The 17,534-nt window shown below is 65.1% G+C and carries 15 protein-coding genes; 6 read left to right on the plus strand and 9 right to left on the minus strand.

Annotation, left to right across the window (positions count from 1 at the left end):
* Nucleotides 1-15: 15 nt before the first annotated feature.
* Nucleotides 16-1,683 (minus strand): DUF3300 domain-containing protein, encoded by a 1,668-nt coding sequence (locus ACR9ZJ_RS00325; RefSeq protein WP_481286453.1) that lies wholly within the window; start codon nucleotides 1,681-1,683, stop codon nucleotides 16-18.
* A gap of 114 nt (nucleotides 1,684-1,797) precedes the next feature.
* Between ACR9ZJ_RS00325 and ACR9ZJ_RS00330 the strand changes: the two genes are divergently transcribed.
* Nucleotides 1,798-3,822: a M13 family metallopeptidase gene (locus ACR9ZJ_RS00330; RefSeq protein ID WP_481286454.1), complete on the plus strand. Its 2,025-nt coding sequence runs from the start codon at nucleotides 1,798-1,800 to the stop codon at nucleotides 3,820-3,822.
* 33 nt (nucleotides 3,823-3,855) lie between these two features.
* On the opposite strand, the gene ACR9ZJ_RS00335 is transcribed toward ACR9ZJ_RS00330, so the two are convergent.
* The gene (locus ACR9ZJ_RS00335) at nucleotides 3,856-4,782 is read right to left on the minus strand and encodes a Dyp-type peroxidase (RefSeq protein ID WP_481286455.1); all 927 of its coding nucleotides are present in this window, start codon (nucleotides 4,780-4,782) and stop codon (nucleotides 3,856-3,858) included.
* Nucleotides 4,783-4,791: 9 nt separating this feature from the next.
* A complete protein-coding gene (locus ACR9ZJ_RS00340; RefSeq protein ID WP_481280373.1) occupies nucleotides 4,792-5,058 on the minus strand; it encodes a hypothetical protein in 267 nt (88 codons plus the stop codon).
* Between the two features lie 165 nt (nucleotides 5,059-5,223).
* On the opposite strand from ACR9ZJ_RS00340, the gene ACR9ZJ_RS00345 reads away from it, so the two are divergent.
* Nucleotides 5,224-5,790 carry a DUF924 family protein gene (locus ACR9ZJ_RS00345; RefSeq protein WP_481280372.1) on the plus strand — a complete coding sequence of 189 codons (567 nt, stop codon included), beginning with the start codon at nucleotides 5,224-5,226 and terminating at the stop codon, nucleotides 5,788-5,790.
* Between the two features lie 5 nt (nucleotides 5,791-5,795).
* Here the strand turns inward: ACR9ZJ_RS00345 and ACR9ZJ_RS00350 are convergent, their stop codons facing one another.
* Together ACR9ZJ_RS00350 and ACR9ZJ_RS00355 are read right to left on the minus strand one after the other, a co-directional pair.
* Nucleotides 5,796-7,301 (minus strand): serine hydrolase domain-containing protein, encoded by a 1,506-nt coding sequence (locus ACR9ZJ_RS00350; RefSeq protein ID WP_481286456.1) that lies wholly within the window; start codon nucleotides 7,299-7,301, stop codon nucleotides 5,796-5,798.
* A complete protein-coding gene (locus tag ACR9ZJ_RS00355) occupies nucleotides 7,298-7,636 on the minus strand; it encodes a hypothetical protein (RefSeq protein ID WP_481286457.1) in 339 nt (112 codons plus the stop codon). The genes ACR9ZJ_RS00350 and ACR9ZJ_RS00355 overlap by 4 nt, the downstream gene beginning before the upstream one ends.
* A gap of 111 nt (nucleotides 7,637-7,747) precedes the next feature.
* On the opposite strand from ACR9ZJ_RS00355, the gene ACR9ZJ_RS00360 reads away from it, so the two are divergent.
* A complete protein-coding gene (locus tag ACR9ZJ_RS00360; RefSeq protein ID WP_481286458.1) occupies nucleotides 7,748-8,347 on the plus strand; it encodes an RNA polymerase sigma factor in 600 nt (199 codons plus the stop codon).
* On the plus strand, nucleotides 8,344-8,751 hold the full coding sequence (locus tag ACR9ZJ_RS00365; protein ID WP_481280368.1) for a hypothetical protein: 408 nt from the start codon (nucleotides 8,344-8,346) through the stop codon (nucleotides 8,749-8,751). Before ACR9ZJ_RS00360 ends, ACR9ZJ_RS00365 begins: the two co-directional genes overlap by 4 nt.
* Here ACR9ZJ_RS00365 and ACR9ZJ_RS00370 read toward each other — a convergent pair.
* A complete protein-coding gene (locus ACR9ZJ_RS00370) occupies nucleotides 8,720-10,030 on the minus strand; it encodes an epoxide hydrolase family protein (protein WP_481286459.1) in 1,311 nt (436 codons plus the stop codon). The genes ACR9ZJ_RS00365 and ACR9ZJ_RS00370 overlap by 32 nt on opposite strands.
* 195 nt (nucleotides 10,031-10,225) lie before the next feature.
* Nucleotides 10,226-10,762 carry a YaeQ family protein gene (locus ACR9ZJ_RS00375; protein WP_481280366.1) on the minus strand — a complete coding sequence of 179 codons (537 nt, stop codon included), beginning with the start codon at nucleotides 10,760-10,762 and terminating at the stop codon, nucleotides 10,226-10,228.
* 128 nt (nucleotides 10,763-10,890) lie between these two features.
* Between ACR9ZJ_RS00375 and ACR9ZJ_RS00380 the strand changes: the two genes are divergently transcribed.
* Together ACR9ZJ_RS00380 and ACR9ZJ_RS00385 are read left to right on the plus strand one after the other, a co-directional pair.
* Nucleotides 10,891-13,053, plus strand: coding sequence for a TonB-dependent siderophore receptor (locus tag ACR9ZJ_RS00380; RefSeq protein WP_481286460.1), 2,163 nt, complete (start codon nucleotides 10,891-10,893; stop codon nucleotides 13,051-13,053).
* A 110-nt stretch (nucleotides 13,054-13,163) separates the two neighbouring features.
* On the plus strand, nucleotides 13,164-15,377 hold the full coding sequence (locus ACR9ZJ_RS00385; protein WP_481286461.1) for a TonB-dependent receptor: 2,214 nt from the start codon (nucleotides 13,164-13,166) through the stop codon (nucleotides 15,375-15,377).
* A 4-nt stretch (nucleotides 15,378-15,381) separates the two neighbouring features.
* Here the strand turns inward: ACR9ZJ_RS00385 and ACR9ZJ_RS00390 are convergent, their stop codons facing one another.
* Together ACR9ZJ_RS00390 and ACR9ZJ_RS00395 are read right to left on the minus strand one after the other, a co-directional pair.
* On the minus strand, nucleotides 15,382-17,142 hold the full coding sequence (locus ACR9ZJ_RS00390) for a tetratricopeptide repeat-containing diguanylate cyclase (RefSeq protein WP_481286462.1): 1,761 nt from the start codon (nucleotides 17,140-17,142) through the stop codon (nucleotides 15,382-15,384).
* Between the two features lie 22 nt (nucleotides 17,143-17,164).
* The gene (locus ACR9ZJ_RS00395; RefSeq protein WP_481286463.1) at nucleotides 17,165-17,503 is read right to left on the minus strand and encodes a hypothetical protein; all 339 of its coding nucleotides are present in this window, start codon (nucleotides 17,501-17,503) and stop codon (nucleotides 17,165-17,167) included.
* Nucleotides 17,504-17,534: the final 31 nt, after the last annotated feature.

Raw genomic sequence — 17,534 nt, forward strand, 5'->3', positions numbered from 1 at the left:
GGCTTGGTATAAGGCTCACCGGTCGTTTTTCTCGTCTTTCTTCGGCTCGGGACGATGCGGTGGCGGCGCTTCCGGGCGGTGTACCTGGGGGTGCGCCTGCGGTGCCGGTCGTGCTTCCCTGGACATGTCATGTTCTTCGGGACGCGGGCGCTCGTCGCGTGGCGGATGCTCCTCGAACCGGGGCTGGCGCGGCTCCGCTTCAGGCCGCGCCTGGACATCACGCGGTTGTGCGGCCGGGTGCGGTGGCGTCTCCGGCCTGGGTTGCGGCGGCTGCTCTCTCACGGCGTGCTGCATTTCCCCGGCATGTTGCGGTGGTTCGCTCGCCGCCCTCGCCCTCGGCATCTCTTGTGGCCGGGCCTCGAACGCGCGGGGTGGCGCGGACGGCGCTTCAGGCTGGGGTTTCCTCTCCGCGGCGGCATGATCGGCGAAGCGCGAGCCGGCATCCGGCCGTGCGGCTATTCCTGCGCCTTCCGGCCGGGGGGCTGCTCCGGCGCCCTCCGGCCGCCCGGGATGCGGCACCGGAACCGGTGCCGCGCTCCGGTAACCGGCGCGGGTGAAGTCGGGAACGCTCATCTGCGCGGGATGCACACTGTCATGGCCGTCGAAGCGTCTATTGTCGACGTTGTTGGTGACGTTCCGGCCGTCGTGGATGTTGTTCACCGTCGCGGTCGCGCGGTTGAACGAATCGCGATTGTTGACGATGGTGCCGTTATTGATGTTGTTCGTCGTATAGCGGTTCACCACGGTCGTGGAATGCGAGACATACGTCTGGTTGTTGTAGATCACGGCGGGGCGATGCCAGCCACCCCCGTTGTAGCCGCCGTCCTCGTAACCACCGTGCCAATTCACGCCCCACGAATGCCACCCGCCGTCATGGTGGTCGAGCAAGGCGCCGACCAGGACACCCACGCCAAAGCTGACCGCGCCCACGGCGACCACGTTGCCGGTGCCATAGGACGAACGGACATAGGTGTATCGGGGATAGACGGCTTCCTCGCCGTACACGACCCCCGGGTCATAGCTGGGCACGTACACGGTGTCTTCCTGCGCCGGTTCGATCTCGATCACCTGCCGTGGTGGCGGGACCACGATCGGATCGTCCTCCTGCTGCCGCACCTCCGTGGTGGTGACGGACTGCGTGGTCACGCGTTGCTGTGGCGATGTACGCAGGCTGCCGCGTTGCGCGGCGCGCTCACGCATCACCTGGATCGCATTGAGCACGTCCGTGGGATCGTTGACGTAGGCCTGGCCGAGCGCGGTCGTCCAATCCACGTTCTTCGCCATCTGCTCCAGCACCGACGGAAAGGCAGTAAGACCTTTCACGCTCGCATCCCATGGCTGTGGCTCCACCGCCGTCTGTAGCAAGGCGCCCTTGAGCTTCGGATTTTGGGTAACGAGGTTGTCGGCGGCGACAATCTGGTCGGGATATGTGGACCCGGCCAGCACCTGGGCCACCAGCTTGTCCGGGAACAGCGCGATAGGTGCCACCAGCTGGTAGAGCTGATCGGCCGTCGGTGGTGTATACGCGGGTGCCTGCGGCGGCTGGGCGATGGTCTCCGCGGGGGCCGGCGCGGTCGACGGTGCCGCGGTCACGCTATCCGGCTGCCGTTGGTTGCACGCGGCCAAGGTGGCGATACAGAGGGTCGCGCTGAGTGTCATGACGGAAAGGCGTTGCTTGCTCAAGGAAATCACTCCATGGTTGGCACCCTGTGTTGCGCCCGATTACGCTGGACCACCCTTTCCTATCGCTTTCGCAGGCGCTCGATAACCATCCAGAGGCTGAACCGGGAGGCCCGCATGACGAAAATCCACGTCGTCGTTTTCGCTACGCTGCTCATGGCCTGCGTGACATCTTCGGTTCATGCGCAGACGCGCGGGCAACCGGAGATCGGGCCGTTCGGCTTCGACATCGCCGGGATGGACCGCACGGTCGCGCCGGGAATGGACTTCTACCGTTATGCCAATGGCGCATGGGCGCACGCCACGCCTATTCCCGCGGACAAATCCAACTACGGAATGTTCACGCGCCTCGACGACCTCAACCGCGAGCGCGTCAAGGGCATCCTCGAAGCAGCGCGGAAAGATCCGCGTAGCAAGGCCGGCGCCGCCTACGCCGCCTTCCTCGACGAGGCGACCCTCGACGCCAAGGGCCTGGCGCCTGCTCGTCCCTGGCTGGATCGCATCGACGCCATCGCCACGCGTGAAGACTACGCGCGCCTCGCCGCGCGAGCCGCGCGCGAAGGTGTCGCCATACCATTCGACGTCGTCGTCACCCAGGACGACCGCGATCCGGATGCCTACGTACTGAAACTCGGCCAGGCGGGATTGGGCTTGCCCGACCGGGACTATTACCTGCGGCCGGATGCATCGATGGCCCAGGCGCGCCTCGCCTATCGCGACCATGTCGCGCGTCTGCTGGTCCTCTCGGGCGTTGTCGCACAGGACGCCTCGCGCCGCGCAGATGCCCTGCTACGCATGGAAGCCGATATCGCGAAAGTCAGCTGGAACCGTGTGGACAGTCGCGACGCCGGCAAGACGTATAACCGCCGGACACGCGCGCAGCTTGCGTCCCTTGCCGCAGGCTTCGACATGGATACCTTCCTCGGCGGGATCGGCACTCAGGCGAACGAGCTGGTCGTCGTCCAGCCCAGCGCCGTCACTGGCATCGCAGGCGTGGTCGGTGCAACGCCCCTGCCCGTGCTGAAAGACGCCATGCGCGTCGCGGTCCTCGACGCCTACGGCGATGTCTTGCCACGCGCCTTCTCGGAAGAGCGATTCGCGTTCCACGAACGCCTCCTGAGCGGTGCCGAGCAGCCGGAACCGCGTTGGAAACGCGCCGTGGCCTTCGCCGTGGATTCCGTTCCCGACGAGGTCGGCAAGGCATATGTCGCACGCTATTTCCCCGCGGGCCACAAGGCGGCGGCCGAAGCACTGGTCCGCAACCTGATCGCCGCCATGGACCGGCGCATCGAGGCGCTCGACTGGATGACGCCACAAACCAAGGCCCGCGCTCGCGCGAAGCTCGCGGCATTCCATCCCAAGGTCGGCTATCCCGACCGGTGGCGCGACTACGCCGGCCTGGAGATGTGCGCCGACGATGCCTTCGGCGACCAGCTCAGGGCACGCGCTTTCGCGTTCGACCGCGAGATGAACAAGCTCGGCCACCCCTTCGACCGTGACGAGTGGCGCGTCACGCCCATGACGGTCGACGCCTTCGCCAACTTTTCCGCCGTCGAGATCGTCATCCCCGCCGCGATCCTGCAACCTCCGTTCTTCGATCCCGATGCCGATCCCGCCATCAACTACGGAGGGATCGGCGCATCCATCGCGCATGAGATCACCCATCAGTTCGACGACCAGGGCTCGAAGTACGACGAACACGGGCGCTTGGCCACCTGGTGGACGCCATCGGACCTGAGCGGATTCGAAAAGCGAACGAAGGCCCTCGCGCGCCAGTACGACGCGTACCGGCCACTGCCGGACCTGAACGTCAATGGCGCTCTCACCCTGGGCGAGAACATCGCCGATCTCGGTGGACTGGTGATTGCCTACGACGCCTGGCGGCTCTCGTTGCAGGGGAAGCCCGCGCCCATCCTCGAAGGCTTCAGCGGCGACCAGCGCTTCTTCCTCGGCTGGGCGCAGATATGGCGCCTGAACTACCGCGACGCCGACTTGCGCAAACGCCTGTTGACCAATCCCCACGCGCCGGCGGCGCAACGCGTATGGACATCGCGCAATATCGACGCCTGGTACAAGGCGTTCGATGTAAAGCCAGGCCAGGCCTTATATCTTCCGCCGGAGCAACGGGTCAGGATATGGTGACGTTGCCCGGAAAGAGGACACGACGACGCAGGCCTAGACGCCCGCGAGGAACGTCGCCGACGGCACGAAGAACAAGGTGCCCGTCACCGCCTTGCTCACATCCAGGATGCGGTCGTGGTTGCCGGGCGGATTGCCGATGAACATGTTGACCAGCATCCGTTCGATGCGGGCGGGCGAACGCGCGTAGCCGATGAAATAGGTGCCGAACTCGCCCTTCCCCACTTCGCCGAAAGGCATGTTGTCGCGCACGATCTGCAACTGTTCGCCGTTTTCCTCGATGTTGGTCAACACGTTGTGCGCGTAGGGCGGCTTGTCGGCCTCCCTGAGTTCCACATCGGAGAGCTTGCGGCGGCCGATGATCTTCTCCTGTTGCTCCACCGGGATCGCATTCCATGCCTTCAGGTCGTGCAGGTATTTCTGCACGATGACGTAGCTTCCGCCGGTGAACGCCGGATCTTCCTCGCCGATCATCGTCGCGGTGGCCGCGTCGTGGCCCACGGGGTTTTCCGTGCCGTCGACGAAGCCCAGCAGGTCGCGCTCGTCGAAGTACTTGAAGCCGTGCACCTCGTCTTCCGTGGTCACATGGGAACCGATCCTCGACATCACCTCGCTGGCCAGTTCGAAGCAGAGATCCATATGCGTCGCCCGGATATGGAACAGGAGATCGCCGGGTGTCGATGGTGCGTGGTGCACGCCCTTGAGCTCCCGGAAGGGGTGCAACGACGCGGGGCGGGGCGTGCCGAACAGCCGGTCCCACACCGTCGAGCCGAAGCCCATGACGCAGGAAAGGCGGCGGTCGGGATGGCGAAAACCGATGCCGCGCAGCAGGGAGGCCATGTCGCCGCAGAGTTCGCGCACGGCCTCGTCACCGCGCGGATCGGGGCCCAGCGTCACGACCAGGAAGATCGCCGCGTGGGTGAGCTTCGCGGCGACGGGTTGGGAAACGACGGTATCAGTCACCTGTATTCCTCAAGGAAGCCATTCCACCATCCAGGACTCGAACCGCTCGATCTTGTCGTCGTTCCACGGTTCACCCCCTGGCGGCATGCGTGGCGTCTCGGTGCCCTTCAAACGGGCAAGGACATGGCGCGCATTCGCGTGGTCCGGATACACGGCATCGCCCCTCGGGTCGGCCATATAATCGAAGTCGCGCAGCCTGACGCCCATGCCCCCCATGCACCGGGTATCGCCGTCGGTGAAAAGTGGTGCGATGTCTTTGGCGAACGACTCGTTCATCGGTCTCTCCCGGCAGCTTGTTCATGGCCCCGGGATGCTAGGTCGTCAACGAAAGACACGGTATATGCGCCAGCGTACACATGGCGTTGCCCGGGGCGCAACAGTCCGGCGCCGGCTTCGCCGATTTATCGGTAAGCTTGCATGTTCCACGAGCAGGTGACCGACATGACCGAACCCCTTCCCGTCCTCGCCCCGCCGGAGACACCGGAACGCGTCCTGCGCTTCTGGCGCGACGCCGGCTACGATCGCTGGTTCACCAACGATGCCGGTTTCGACCGGGTTTTCCGCGATCACTTCCTGGCGGCGCACATGGCGGCGGCGCGGCGTGAACTGGATGCCTGGCTCGACAGCGCCGACGGCTGCCTCGCCCTGCTGATCCTGCTCGACCAGTTTCCACGCAATGCCTTTCGCGGTTGCGCGCATATGTATGCCACCGACCCGCTCGCACGATTCGTGGCGCGGCACATGCTACAGCGCGGATTCGACAGCGCCATCGACGCGGAACTGCGCGCCTTCTGCTACCTGCCCTTCGAACATTCCGAAGACGCCGCCGACCAGCGGCTGTCCCTGCAACTGTTCGGCGCGCTGGGTGGTACCTACATGCCGTATGCGCAGGTCCACCACGACATCATCGAACGCTTCGGCCGCTTCCCGCACCGCAATCGTGAGTTGGGGCGGGAAACCACGCCGGAGGAACAGGCATACCTCGATGGTGGCGGATTCGCCGGGTAACGGGACTACCCTTCCCCTGACGACTTCTTGAAGACCATCTGCTCGAACGAGATGGCAGTCACCGCCCCGTTCTCCGTGCGGAAGTCGAGGAAGTCACCCGAGTTGGGCGCGAATTCCACGCGGACCCGATCCGGTGCTTCACCGCCGGTGGCAACGGCCTGCACGTTGCCCCAACGGATCACCATGCCGCGGCCTTCGTCCAGATGGACCGTCATATCCCCGAGCAGCTCGTTCGAATAGGTCCCTGCGTACTCCATGCGCGGACGGGACAGCGCCCACGCACGCGCCTGGATCGTCTCCCGCTGGCGAGCCGCCATGAGGGATACCTCCGCCGCCTTCGTCCGCAATGCATCGAACCGCCGCGACACCGTCGATGCGACATCCGGCTCGCCTAGCAGGCTGCCGTAGACGTAGTCGGCGATGAGGCTGGTCAGCTGAGCGCCGAGGACATCCTCGTTGTTGAGCACGACCAGGGCTATGCCTTCGTCCGGCATGAAGGACAGATGCGCATGGAAGCCGGCGAAGCCGCCGAAGTGGTGCAGCATTGTCCTGCCCTTGTACTCGCCGGTGTACCAGCCCCAGGCGTAGCCCGTGCGCGGGAAATCCATGTACTTCGCGGTCAAGGCGACCTGCGATTCGTGCGAACGGCGGATCACCTTCGCCGGTATCGCCTGCCGCCGCCCCGAGGCGAGTTCCGCGATCAGGAACGTCGCGAGGTCCGGCGCGGTGGAAACCAGGCCGCCCGCCGCGTGCATGGTCGCGTCCGACTTGGCGAGATACAAAGGCTGGCGCGGCCGGGCACTGGCGAACGAGTAGGGCTTGGCCAGCGTCCATCCCGCGGCCCGGGCCTTGTCGATGGAGGTCGAGGTCCGCCGCATGCCCAGTGGATGCAGGACACTGCGTTCCAGCTGCTCCTGCCAGGGCACCGGCCCATGGCGGTCGAGCCAGACACTCAGGATGTTGTAGCCGACGTTGGTGTACTTGAAGGTCCCGTGTGTCGCCTTCTCATCCGGATACGACGCGGACACCAGTTCCGGAAGCGAACGCGCATCATGGATGCCACTGTACGCCGTCGCCCAGACCAGGGGCTGGTTGTCCACTCCCGTGGTATGCACCAGGAGATCCTTCATGGTCACCGCATTCGCGTCGATGCCCGTGAAGCGTCCTGCGGGAAACATGTCGTGCAACGACATGCGCGTGTCCAGCTGGCCGGCGTCTTCCTGGAGCAGCGCGTTCAAGGCGAAGAACGGCTTGGTCGCCGAGGCGATATAGAACACCGTGTCACGTGTGACCGGTGTTCGCGCCGCGATGTCCGAATATCCGAAATAACCTTCATAGATGACCTTGCCGTTCTTGATGACGGCGATGGCCGTTCCGGAGGGCAACGCGGTCGCGTCTTTCGTCTGTTGGATGAGGGTCGCCAACGGGGCGAAATCGGGCGGCGGGCTTGCCAGCGACGCGAATGGCGTCGCGACCAGCAACAGGGAACCGAGCGCCAGGAAGCGTCTCATGCGCCGCCCTTGGCCCCGCGGCGCTCGAAGATGTAATAGGCCAGGTTGCCCAGGCCCGTGGCACCCAGCAGCAAGCCGATGACGCCGGGCGTCGCATGATCCACGCCGGTCGCCTCGACGAGGCCGAAGCCGAGCGCCAGGGCGACGAGGACGCAGCCCCAATGCAACGAGGCATGGCGCCGCCGCGCGGCTTCGCCTTCGAGCAGCGAGCGGACCATGTCTTCGGAGCCTCGCGACTCGACGATCCGGCGACGGGTGTAGGCATCGACGACCACCTTCACCGAATAGGCGATGCAGACGAACATGGTGATGGGGATAAGTAGCGAGAAGTCCATGGTTCGGATGTCCTGTGGGATGGGTACAGCCAAGGAGATACGGCGGGAAAGCCGCCGGTTGCAGTAAATCGATTGCAACCGATGGCCTGCCCGACGTATCCCTATGGGGGAATGTCCATCCAGCCCCCTCCCCTCGCCGATGCGATCGCCACCGACCTGGCCCTGGTTGGCGCCGTCCTTTCGGGCGAGCCCGGCGCGTTCGAGCGGCTGGTTCGCCAGTACCAGAACCTGTGCTGGCACGTGGTGGACCGCATGGTCAGGCACCCGGACGACACCCGGGAGCTCTGCCAGGACGTCTTCCTGCGCATACACCAGTCGCTTCACCAGTACCGTGGCGAAAGCGCATTGAAGTCATGGATAGCGCAGGTGGCGTACTCGGTGGCCAAGCGGCATCTGGAGCGCAAGCGCATTCCCCTGGTCGAGGCCTCGGGCGACGAGGAAGGAAACTCCCTGGCGGAACGGGTCGGCGACGGGTTCGACCTGGAAGCCGCCGTGGCCGATGAGGAGATGGGTGCGCGACTGCATGCGGCCATCGACTCGCTGCCGCCGGTGCAACGCACGCTGCTGACGCTTTACCATCTGGAAGAAATGCCGATCGGCGAGATCGCCCGGGTGACCGGCATGGCCGAGGGCACCATCAAGAGCCATCTTTTCCGCAGTCGCCGGATACTGCGGGAGATACTGGAATCGCGCATGGGAGTACGAGCATGAATGACGAACGAGAGTGGGAAGCCCAGGAACGCGGCATGCGCGCGGCACGCGGACAGGCCCCCGCCGATCTCGATCCTCTCGCGCTGGAGTACCGCAAGGTGGCCCGTGCCGTGATATCCCATCCCGTCGGCGCTCCGCCAGGCGACTTCGTCGCCCGGGCCGCGGCTCACGTCGCCCGCCATGAAGGAGGCATCGAGCGGCCGCTCTCCGGCGTGCTCCTGGCCGTGTTCGCCGTCGCGCTGGTCGCCGCGGCCGTGATCTATGGTGCACGTTACTGGCAGGTATTCCAGCAGCCCGGTGAGCCTGCGTCGGGCTGGGTGCTGGCGGGACTCGCCTGCGTGGTGCTGTCCTGGGTGTCCCGCCAGCTGGCCGTCATCGCGCGCCGGCCTGGCGGACGCCCTTGAACGACACCCTCAGTTCCTCGACGAACATCGCCGGTTGTTCCCAGGCGGCGAAATGCCCGCCCTTGTCCAGCCGGTTGTAGTGGATGAGCTTCGGGAAAGCCTTCTCCGCCCAACTCTTCGGCGCGGCATAGATCTCGTCGGGGAAGACGCTCACCGCCACGGGGATCGTCAGGTGCTTCGGCTCGAAGAAGGCGAGCTTGTTTTCCCAGTACAGGCGAGCCGAGGACACGGCCGTGTTCGTGACCCAGTAAAGCGTCACATTGTCGAGGATGTCGTCACGCGTCAGGCCTTCGGCCTGCCCGTCGAACACGCGTGTGATCAACTCGTAGCTGCGCGCGTCGTGGTCGAGCATCCAGGCGGCGAGTCCCACCGGGGAATCCTCGATGGCGTACAGGGTTTGCGGTCGGTTCGTCATCTCCTGGGCGTAGCCGAGGCCATGCTTGTAGAAGAAGTCGAGTTGCTCGTACGCGTTCTTTTCATCCGCGGACAGGCCCGCCGGCGGCGGCCCTCCCGCTGAAAGCGCCTTGGCGATGTCATCCGGCACGGTGGCCGGCATGTTGGTGTGGATGGCCAGCAGTTCCGGAGGCGCCTGCACCGCCATCTGCTCGGACACCGCGTCGCCCCAGTCGCCGCCCTGGGCGACGAAATGCTTATAGCCCAGCCGTTTCATCAGCACGGTCCATGCCCTCGCGATGTGCTGGGGATCCCAGCCGGTGGTCTCGGGTTGACCGGAGAAACCATAGCCAGGCAACGAAGGAATCACCACGTCGAACGCATCCGATGCGCTGCCGCCATGCGCGGTGGGATTGGCCAGCGGGTCGATGATCTTCAGCTGTTCGATGATCGAGCCCGGCCAGCCGTGGGTGATGATGATCGGCAAGGCGTTCTTGTTCTTCGAACGGACATGGATGAAGTGGATGTCCACGCCGTCGATGGTGGTCACGAATTGCGGCAAGGCGTTCAATCTCGCTTCCACCTTGCGCCAGTCGTAATCGGACTGCCAGTACGCGGCCAGTTTCCGCATGGTGGCCAGTTGCACGCCTTGTGTCGCGTCCGTCACCGTCTCCTTCCTGGGCCACTTGGTCGCGGCGATCCGCCGGCGCAGGTCCGCGAGGGTTTCATCGGGAATGTGCACTTTCGGGAAGGGCCGGATCGACGCGCTTTCCGCAGGCGGCGTGGCGGCGTGTGTCACGGAGGGAAGGATGATGCTTGTCGCCCCGAGGAGGGCTGACGCGGTGAGGAAATGCCAACGACCGAATGAAGCGAACTCTGAAGACATGACGACACTCCTCCGATGGTTCTTCGCGATCGCGAGAACGCAATGGGAATGGACAGGTTCCATGGTTCGAGATCCGCTGGTCCGTGAGCGGCAGCCGGCCTTCGCGAGCTTAGCAAGGGCCTCTTGGCCAGGCACTACACCCATAGGTATTAGCGGGTCATACCGGGTTCGCACCGCTCGACGCGGCGCATCGCGTCAGGCCAGCGTGTTCAGTTCCACCGGAACCACCGCGTCGCCGCCGATGACCTGGGCCTGGCCGTCCTGCACCATGAACTGGATCTGCATCGATCGCTGAGTCAACGCGGCCAGCGCTTCCACGGTGGACGGCGCGACGTCGATCACCGAGACGTTCTTCGTGCGTGCGACGGCGGCGGATGTCTTCTTCCACCACACCTCGGCGCTGCGCCCGCTATAGGTATAGACGATCACGCGCTTCGAGCGGCCAGCGGCGCGGCGGATGCGTTGTTCGTCCGGCTGGCCGATCTCGATCCACAGGTCGACCTCGCCGGTCAGTTCCTTGCGCCACAGGTCCGGCTCGTCGTCCGAACTGAGCCCCTTGCCGAACACGAGGGCATCGTCGGCATTCAGGGCGAACGCCAGCACCCGGACCATCATCCGCTCGTCGGTCTCGGACGGATGCTGGGCGATGGTCAACGCATGGGCCTGGTAGTAATGCCGGTCCATGTCGCTGACCTGCAGGTCGGCCTTGAAGACCGTGGATTTGAGTGCCATGGGTTGAAGCCTGTGGGAATTATGTAGAATACCACCGCGATACGACCAGCCAGCCCCTAGCGAGCCAGTCGACTGAACCACGCGGGCCCCATCGGTGCCCTTCGTCCAACGCCTAGGGGCTACCCATCATGTTCCCGACCCACTCCCATCGGCCGCGGCCGACCGTGCTCGCCGTTTGCCTGTCCGCGGCATTGCCTTTCGGCGCATTCGCGCAATCGGCGACCACCGCCCCGGATGCCGCCACCACGCTCGATGCCGTCGCCGTCAAGGGCCAGCGCGCGCCCACCTATGCCGCCGAACAGAGTTCCGCCGCCACTCGCCTGTCGTTGACGCCGCAGGACACGCCTCAATCGATCAGCATCGTCACCGAACAACGCATCGAGGACCAGAACCTCACCAACGTGCGCGACGTGCTGGACAACACCACGGGTGTTTCGTCGAGCGCCTACGATACCGAGCGCGTGGTGTTCTATGCACGCGGCTTCCAGATCGAGAACATGGCGTACGACGGCGTGCCCATCGCTGCCGGACTCAACTCCAGCTCCGCCGACGGCAGCCTGGACACCGCCATCTATGAACGCGTCGAGGTGGTACGCGGTGCCACCGGCCTCATGAGCGGCGCGGGCAGTCCGTCGGCCATGATCAACTTCGTCCGCAAGCGTGCCGACAGCCGTACACTCCAGGCGGATGCCTCCCTCAGCTATGGATCGTGGGACACGCGCCGGGGCACGTTCGATCTATCCACGCCCCTGAACGCCTCCGGCAGCGTGCGTGGCCGCGTGGTGGCCGCCTACGAGGACGGCGACTCGTACCTCGACCGCTACAGCACCAAGAAGAGCGTGTTCTATGGCGTCGTCGACGCTGACCTGGGCAGCGATACCGTGCTCAGCCTCGGCTTCGACTACCAGCGCACCACGCCCAAGGGCGTCACCTGGGGCTCCTATCCCGTCTTCGACGACACCGGCGGATTCATCGAATGGCCGCGCGGTTTCACCAGCGCCGCCGACTGGACCTATTGGGACAACACGACGCGGACCGCCTTCGCCGACCTCAGGCACAGCTTCGACAACGGCTGGCAGTTGCGTGTCATGGCCAGCCGCCGCGAAACCGATGGCGACGACGCGCTGTTCTACGTCTACGGGTTTCCCAACCGCGAAACCGGCGAGGGCATCACGCCCTTCGCCTACCGGGGTACCGATGCCGGCAGGCAGAACCTGCTCGACGTCTACGCGTCCGGGCCGTTCCAGGCCTGGGGCCGTGAGCACGAACTGGTGGTCGGCGTCAGCGGCTCGCACTACACGCAGGATTCGTGGGAACGCGAACACGGCGATCTGCCGGGCGTCGGCAACTTCCTGCAATGGAACGGCAGCTATCCCTATCCCGACTTCGCCGTGGACAAGACGCCATACAGCGCCACGCATACCGACCAGGGCGGTATCTACACGGCGGCGCGCCTGTCGTTGGCCGATCCGTTGAAACTGATCCTCGGCGCGCGCTACAGCCGCTGGAAGAACGACACCAACGACAGCACCAGCGGCGTGTATCACCACGAACATACGAAGACGGTACCGTATGCCGGCCTGATCTACGACATCGACGGCACCTACTCGGCGTTCGCGAGTTACACGCAGATCTTCGACCCGCAAAGCAATCGCCGCGCCGACGGCGGCTTCCTCGATCCCGTGCTCGGCAGCAGCCGCGAGGTGGGCATCAAGGGCCGGCATTTCGACGGCGCGTTGAACACCTCGCTGACCCTGTTCGAGACGCGCCAGGACAACGTGGCGGAGGCGGCGGTGGGCGAGTACCTGCCCGACGGGCGGACGCAGGCATACAACGCGGTGAACGGGACGAAGTCACGCGGCTATGAATTCGAAGCCTCGGGCGATATGTCGGAATCCTGGAACGGCACGTTCGGCTGGTCGCACTTCAACGTGAAGGCGCCCCAGAACGGCGGCGCGTTGCGCACGGCGTTGCCGCGTACCCTGATCCGCCTGTTCACCACCTATCGCCTGCCCGGCGCATGGAACCGCCTGACGATCGGCGGGGGCGCCAACTGGCAATCGGCCAGCCATGCCCAGGTCGACGGCCCGAACGGCCCGCAACGGCTCGACCAGTCCTCGGTGATGCTGCTCGGCGCGATGGCCCGCTACGCCATCGGCAAGCAGGCGTCGGTGCAGGTCAACGCGGACAACCTGCTGAATCGAAAGTACTTCGTGCTCGACGAGTTCAGCAACCTCTACTACGCCCCGCCGAGCAGTTTCACGGTGAGCTTCAACTACAGGTTCTTCTGAAAATCTCCCGCGACATCGGGTTGCTTTGCAGCACGTGAAGAATGCGCGATAATTGAGATCGGTTCTCATTTACATTCGCATTCACACACTCGATGTCCGTTGGGAGTTCCATGTCCGCCGTCCCGTTCCGCCGTCATGTCCTCACCCTTTCCGTCTCGGCCGCCCTCGCCGGCCTCGTGCTGCTGGCGCCCCCGGCCCATGCCGCCGACGGCACCGACGCGCAGCAGAAGGCGCGTGACAACAGCACCACCTTGTCAGGCGTGCAGGTGGAGGCCAGCGTCGCCGCGCCCACCGCGGCATACGCCGGTGGGCAGGTCGCCCGCGGTGGACGTTTCGGCGTGCTGGGCAACCAGGACTCGATGAATGTCCCCTTCGCGATCACCAGCTACACCGACACGCTGATCCGCAACCAGCAGGCGCGCACCCTCGGCGACGTGGTCTCCAACGACCCCGCCGTGCGCACCGGTTTCGGTTATGGCAATTTCTCGCAGACCTTCACCATCCGTGGCTTCCAGGTCTATAGCGACGACATCGCTTTCGATGGACTCTACGGCCTGCTGCCCCGCCAACTGCTCGCGCCGGAACTGGTCAGCCGCGTGGAAGTGTTCAAGGGGGCCAGCGCATTCCTCAACGGCATCAGTCCCGGGGGCTCCGGCGTCGGCGGCAACATCAACATCGCGCCCAAGCGCGCGGAAGCGCAGCCGATCACCCGCGTCGGCCTGGATTGGGGCAGCGACAGCCAGGTGGGCGGCAGCGTGGATATCGGTCGCCGCTTCGGCGCCGGCGATGCCTTCGGCGTGCGTGTGAATGCCGTCCATCGTGATGGCAACACCGCCATCGACGGCGAGCAGCGTCGCGTCACGGCCGCTTCGGTCGCGTTCGACTACCAGGGCGAGAAGCTGCGTGTCACCACCGATATCGGCTACCAGAAACAGGTCATCACCGGCGGCCGCGCCGTGGTCTACGCCAGCGGCCTCGATCGCGTGCCGCGTGCGCCGTCCGCAAAGACCAACTATGCCCAGCCCTGGTCCAATTCCTCGCTGGAAGACACCTTCGGCGTGGTCCGCGCCGAGTATGATTTCACCCCGTGGCTCACCGGATACGTGGCCGCGGGCGCGCACCATGGCAACGAGTTCGGCGACTACGTCAGCCCGACGCTCGTGGATACCGCCGGCAACGCGACCGAATCGCGCTTCACCGTGCCGTACATCGCGGACACCGCCACGGGTGAAGCCGGCTTCAACGCGCACTTCGACACCGGCGAGGTCACCCACCGGGTGAACATCGGCTTCTCGGCCCTGAGCTTCCGCAAGAAAGCCGCCTATGCCGGATCGCTCGACCCGATCCATACCAACATCTATTCGCCCACTTATGCGCCGGTGCCCGACTTCGCCTATGACGTCGGCCCGATCAGCGACCCCGGCATCACCGGCCGCACGCAACTGCGCAGCCTCGCCGTGTCCGACACGCTCGGTTTCATGGACGACCGCCTGCAGGTGACGCTCGGCGCCCGGCGCCAGAAACTGCATACCATCGGCTATGCCTATGCGATCGACGGCGTGGATGGCGCGAAGAACTCCGAATACGAGCAGTACACGACCACGCCCATCGCCGGCGTGAACTTCCGCCTTGCCGACCAGTGGTCGATCTACGCCAACCATATCGAAGCGCTGACCCAGGGCGACCAGGCACCGGAGACCTTCAACAACCGGCCGGTCACCAATGCCGGCCAGGTCTTCGCGCCCTACAAGTCCAAGCAGAACGAGATCGGCGTGAAGTGGGACGCGGGCACGATCGGCAGCAGCCTCGGGCTGTTCCAGATCAAGCAACCCAGCGCCTATGTCAACGGTGCCAACACCTTCGTGGTGGATGGCGAACAGCGTAACCGTGGCATCGAGTGGAGCTTCTTCGGCCAGCCGGTCGATGGCGTGCGCGTGCTTGGCGGGGCCAACTACATCAAGCCCGAGCTGGTGAAGACCCAGGGTGGCCTGAACGACGGCAACGATGGCATCGGCGTACCGCGCTTCCAGGCCAATGCGGGCGTGGAGTGGGACATCCCGAACACGCCGGACGTCACCCTCAGCGCCCGCGCCGTACGCACGGGCAAGCAGTACCTGGACACCGCCAATACGCTGGACGTACCGGCGTGGACGACCTACGACCTGGGCGCCCGCACCACGACGCACCTCGAAGGCGTGCCGGTGACCTTCCGCTTCACGGTGCAGAACGTGACCAACAAGGGCTACTGGGCCTCCGCCAACGGCGGCTACCTGACCCAGGGCACGCCGCGTACGTTCTACGTCTCCGCGTCGTTCGACCTCTGATCGCCTAGGATTCGGCAAAGCTGCCAGACGTATCCGCCATCACGCGGTTGCGTCCGGCACGCTTTGCCTTATAGAGGGCCATGTCCGCTTCACGGCAAAGCCGTTGCAGGTCGTAGCCGCACGTCGCGGTGGCGGCCAGGCCGGCGCTCGTGGAGAACGACACGACACAGCCTTCCTCGGTGACCGGCGACGCTTCGATCGCCATGCGGATGCGATCGGCGACGAGCATGCCCCGCTCCTTGGGACAGCCGACGAGCAACATGCCGAATTCCTCGCCACCCAGGCGGCCGAACACGTCGCCCGGATGCAGTTGCTGCCCACAGATGGCCACCGCGTGCTTGAGCACGAGATCGCCCATGGCATGGCCATGCGTATCGTTGATCTGCTTGAAATGATCCAGGTCGATGAAGACCAGGCAAGCCTCGCCAGACCGCCTCTCCAGCAAGCGCAGTATGCGCTCGGCCTCGCTCATGAAATGCTGGCGATTGAAGATGCCGGTGAGGCCGTCGTGCCATGACAGCTTCTTGAAGCGGAGCTGCGATCGCTTGGTCCGCAACAACCAGAACACCACGGACGCCAGGAACAGGAGCAGCAGGACGATGTACAGCCGGCTGGTCTCGACCGCCTTGGTCTCCAGCGCCTTCTGCAAGCGGAGCATGCTGTTCTGCCGGGCGAGCCGCTCCGTCTCGAGCTTTTGCGTGAGCAGATGTTGCTTGCTCAGTTCGAACGCGAGGTCCCTCGCGGTGATGTCGTCCAGATAACCCTTGTCCTGGGCGACATAGCGCTCGTAATACGACAATGCCGCCGCAGCGTGGCCTTGCCTTTTCTCGATCCGGTAAAGCACGCCATAGGCGTCCCGTATCCACTCGCTCATCTCGGCGTCGTCACCCATCGCCAGGGCGGCGAGCGCCGCCTTCCTGGCATCGTCCACATTGCCGAGCTTCTCGTTCGCCCTGGCCCGCTGCACCTGCGAGGAAAGCAGGTGTGCGTAGTAATCGCTGGCGCGGATGCTCGGCCCGATACGCTCCAGAAGGGCCAGGGTCTTGCGCGGCTCCCCTTCCTCTATGAAGCGGTCGCCGAGGACGAGCCACATGGTGTTGGCAAGGATAGGCTGCCGCGCCGCGACACACGTGTCGATGGCCTTCGTCAGCTCGGGGCTGGACGAGGTCAGCCGCCCGGTGTTGTTCAGCGCCGCGGCCCGCAGGGAAAAGGGATAACACAGGGTTTCGCCAGGAGGGACGGCGTTTTCCATCATGCCGGCATACTGGATGGCGAGGTCGGTCTGGCCGGCCAGGTTGAACATCTGCGACAGGTTCATCAGCAGCATCGAGCGAGCCAGCGGATCGTCGATCCGCGGCAGGTCGTCGACCAGGCGATTGGCGAGCGCGAAAGCCTCGTCGTAGCGCCGATTGGCACCCAGGTTGCTCAGGAGCAATGCCGACGCCTTGGCAGCGAGCGTGACATCGCCGGAATGGTCGATGATGTCGCGCAGCTGGGCCTCGGACCGCGTGTAATCACCCTCGAACATGGTTTCCCATGCATCGAGATAACGCAGATGCCATTGCTGCGGCTTGCCCAGCGATGCGCCTTCACGACGTATCTGCCGCAGCATCTCGACGAATCGCGAATGGTCCTTCGTACGCAGCGCTTCCGTCTGCTCCAGGAACGACGCCGGGTCGGTTATGGATGCCGTGGCGAGTCCCGGCGACACCAGCACGCACCAGGCCAGCGCGACGCCTGTCGCGCGTGACCGGAGACGGCTCATCGCCCGGGACATGCCGACATCGCTACGGCTGCGGACCCGGTTCGTCGCGGGCGACCGCCGGGAGACGGGAAGGCTCGTCGCCGCGCCCCTCTCCCTCGTCGTCCTCGTTGCCGTCTTCGTCACCGTCGTCGTGATCCGGCTCGTCGTCCTCGTGGCCGGGGAACTGGGAGATGTGCGTCGTGTGCATGAGGATCGACCCGAATTCCCCGGACAACCACGAACGATCGCCCGAGACCACGGCCTTCGTGAGAGCCTCGCTCGCCTGGACCTGCCGCAGGAGGCTGGCCAGGTCCTCGGCCGATATATGACGCAACGACGCGTCGCGGCCGATGGCCTCCAGCAATTCGATCGTATCCGGCATGGTCTTCTCCCTGCTCCCTGCGAGCGCTTTC

This window comes from Luteibacter sp. KNZ12-1A, assembly GCF_056755675.1.

What these genes read in the sequence shown, in the direction of transcription:
- ACR9ZJ_RS00350 (WP_481286456.1), bottom strand. Translation starts at nt 7,301, where the DNA reads ATGAGACGCTTCCTGGCGCTCGGTTCCCTGTTGCTGGTCGCGACGCCA.
- ACR9ZJ_RS00385 (WP_481286461.1), top strand. Translation starts at nt 13,164, where the DNA reads ATGTCCGCCGTCCCGTTCCGCCGTCATGTCCTCACCCTTTCCGTCTCG.
- ACR9ZJ_RS00340 (WP_481280373.1), bottom strand. Translation starts at nt 5,058, where the DNA reads ATGAACGAGTCGTTCGCCAAAGACATCGCACCACTTTTCACCGACGGC.
- ACR9ZJ_RS00380 (WP_481286460.1), top strand. Translation starts at nt 10,891, where the DNA reads ATGTTCCCGACCCACTCCCATCGGCCGCGGCCGACCGTGCTCGCCGTT.
- ACR9ZJ_RS00355 (WP_481286457.1), bottom strand. Translation starts at nt 7,636, where the DNA reads ATGGACTTCTCGCTACTTATCCCCATCACCATGTTCGTCTGCATCGCC.
- ACR9ZJ_RS00390 (WP_481286462.1), bottom strand. Translation starts at nt 17,142, where the DNA reads ATGAGCCGTCTCCGGTCACGCGCGACAGGCGTCGCGCTGGCCTGGTGC.
- ACR9ZJ_RS00360 (WP_481286458.1), top strand. Translation starts at nt 7,748, where the DNA reads ATGTCCATCCAGCCCCCTCCCCTCGCCGATGCGATCGCCACCGACCTG.
- ACR9ZJ_RS00395 (WP_481286463.1), bottom strand. Translation starts at nt 17,503, where the DNA reads ATGCCGGATACGATCGAATTGCTGGAGGCCATCGGCCGCGACGCGTCG.
- ACR9ZJ_RS00330 (WP_481286454.1), top strand. Translation starts at nt 1,798, where the DNA reads ATGACGAAAATCCACGTCGTCGTTTTCGCTACGCTGCTCATGGCCTGC.
- ACR9ZJ_RS00370 (WP_481286459.1), bottom strand. Translation starts at nt 10,030, where the DNA reads ATGTCTTCAGAGTTCGCTTCATTCGGTCGTTGGCATTTCCTCACCGCG.
- ACR9ZJ_RS00375 (WP_481280366.1), bottom strand. Translation starts at nt 10,762, where the DNA reads ATGGCACTCAAATCCACGGTCTTCAAGGCCGACCTGCAGGTCAGCGAC.
- ACR9ZJ_RS00365 (WP_481280368.1), top strand. Translation starts at nt 8,344, where the DNA reads ATGAATGACGAACGAGAGTGGGAAGCCCAGGAACGCGGCATGCGCGCG.
- ACR9ZJ_RS00345 (WP_481280372.1), top strand. Translation starts at nt 5,224, where the DNA reads ATGACCGAACCCCTTCCCGTCCTCGCCCCGCCGGAGACACCGGAACGC.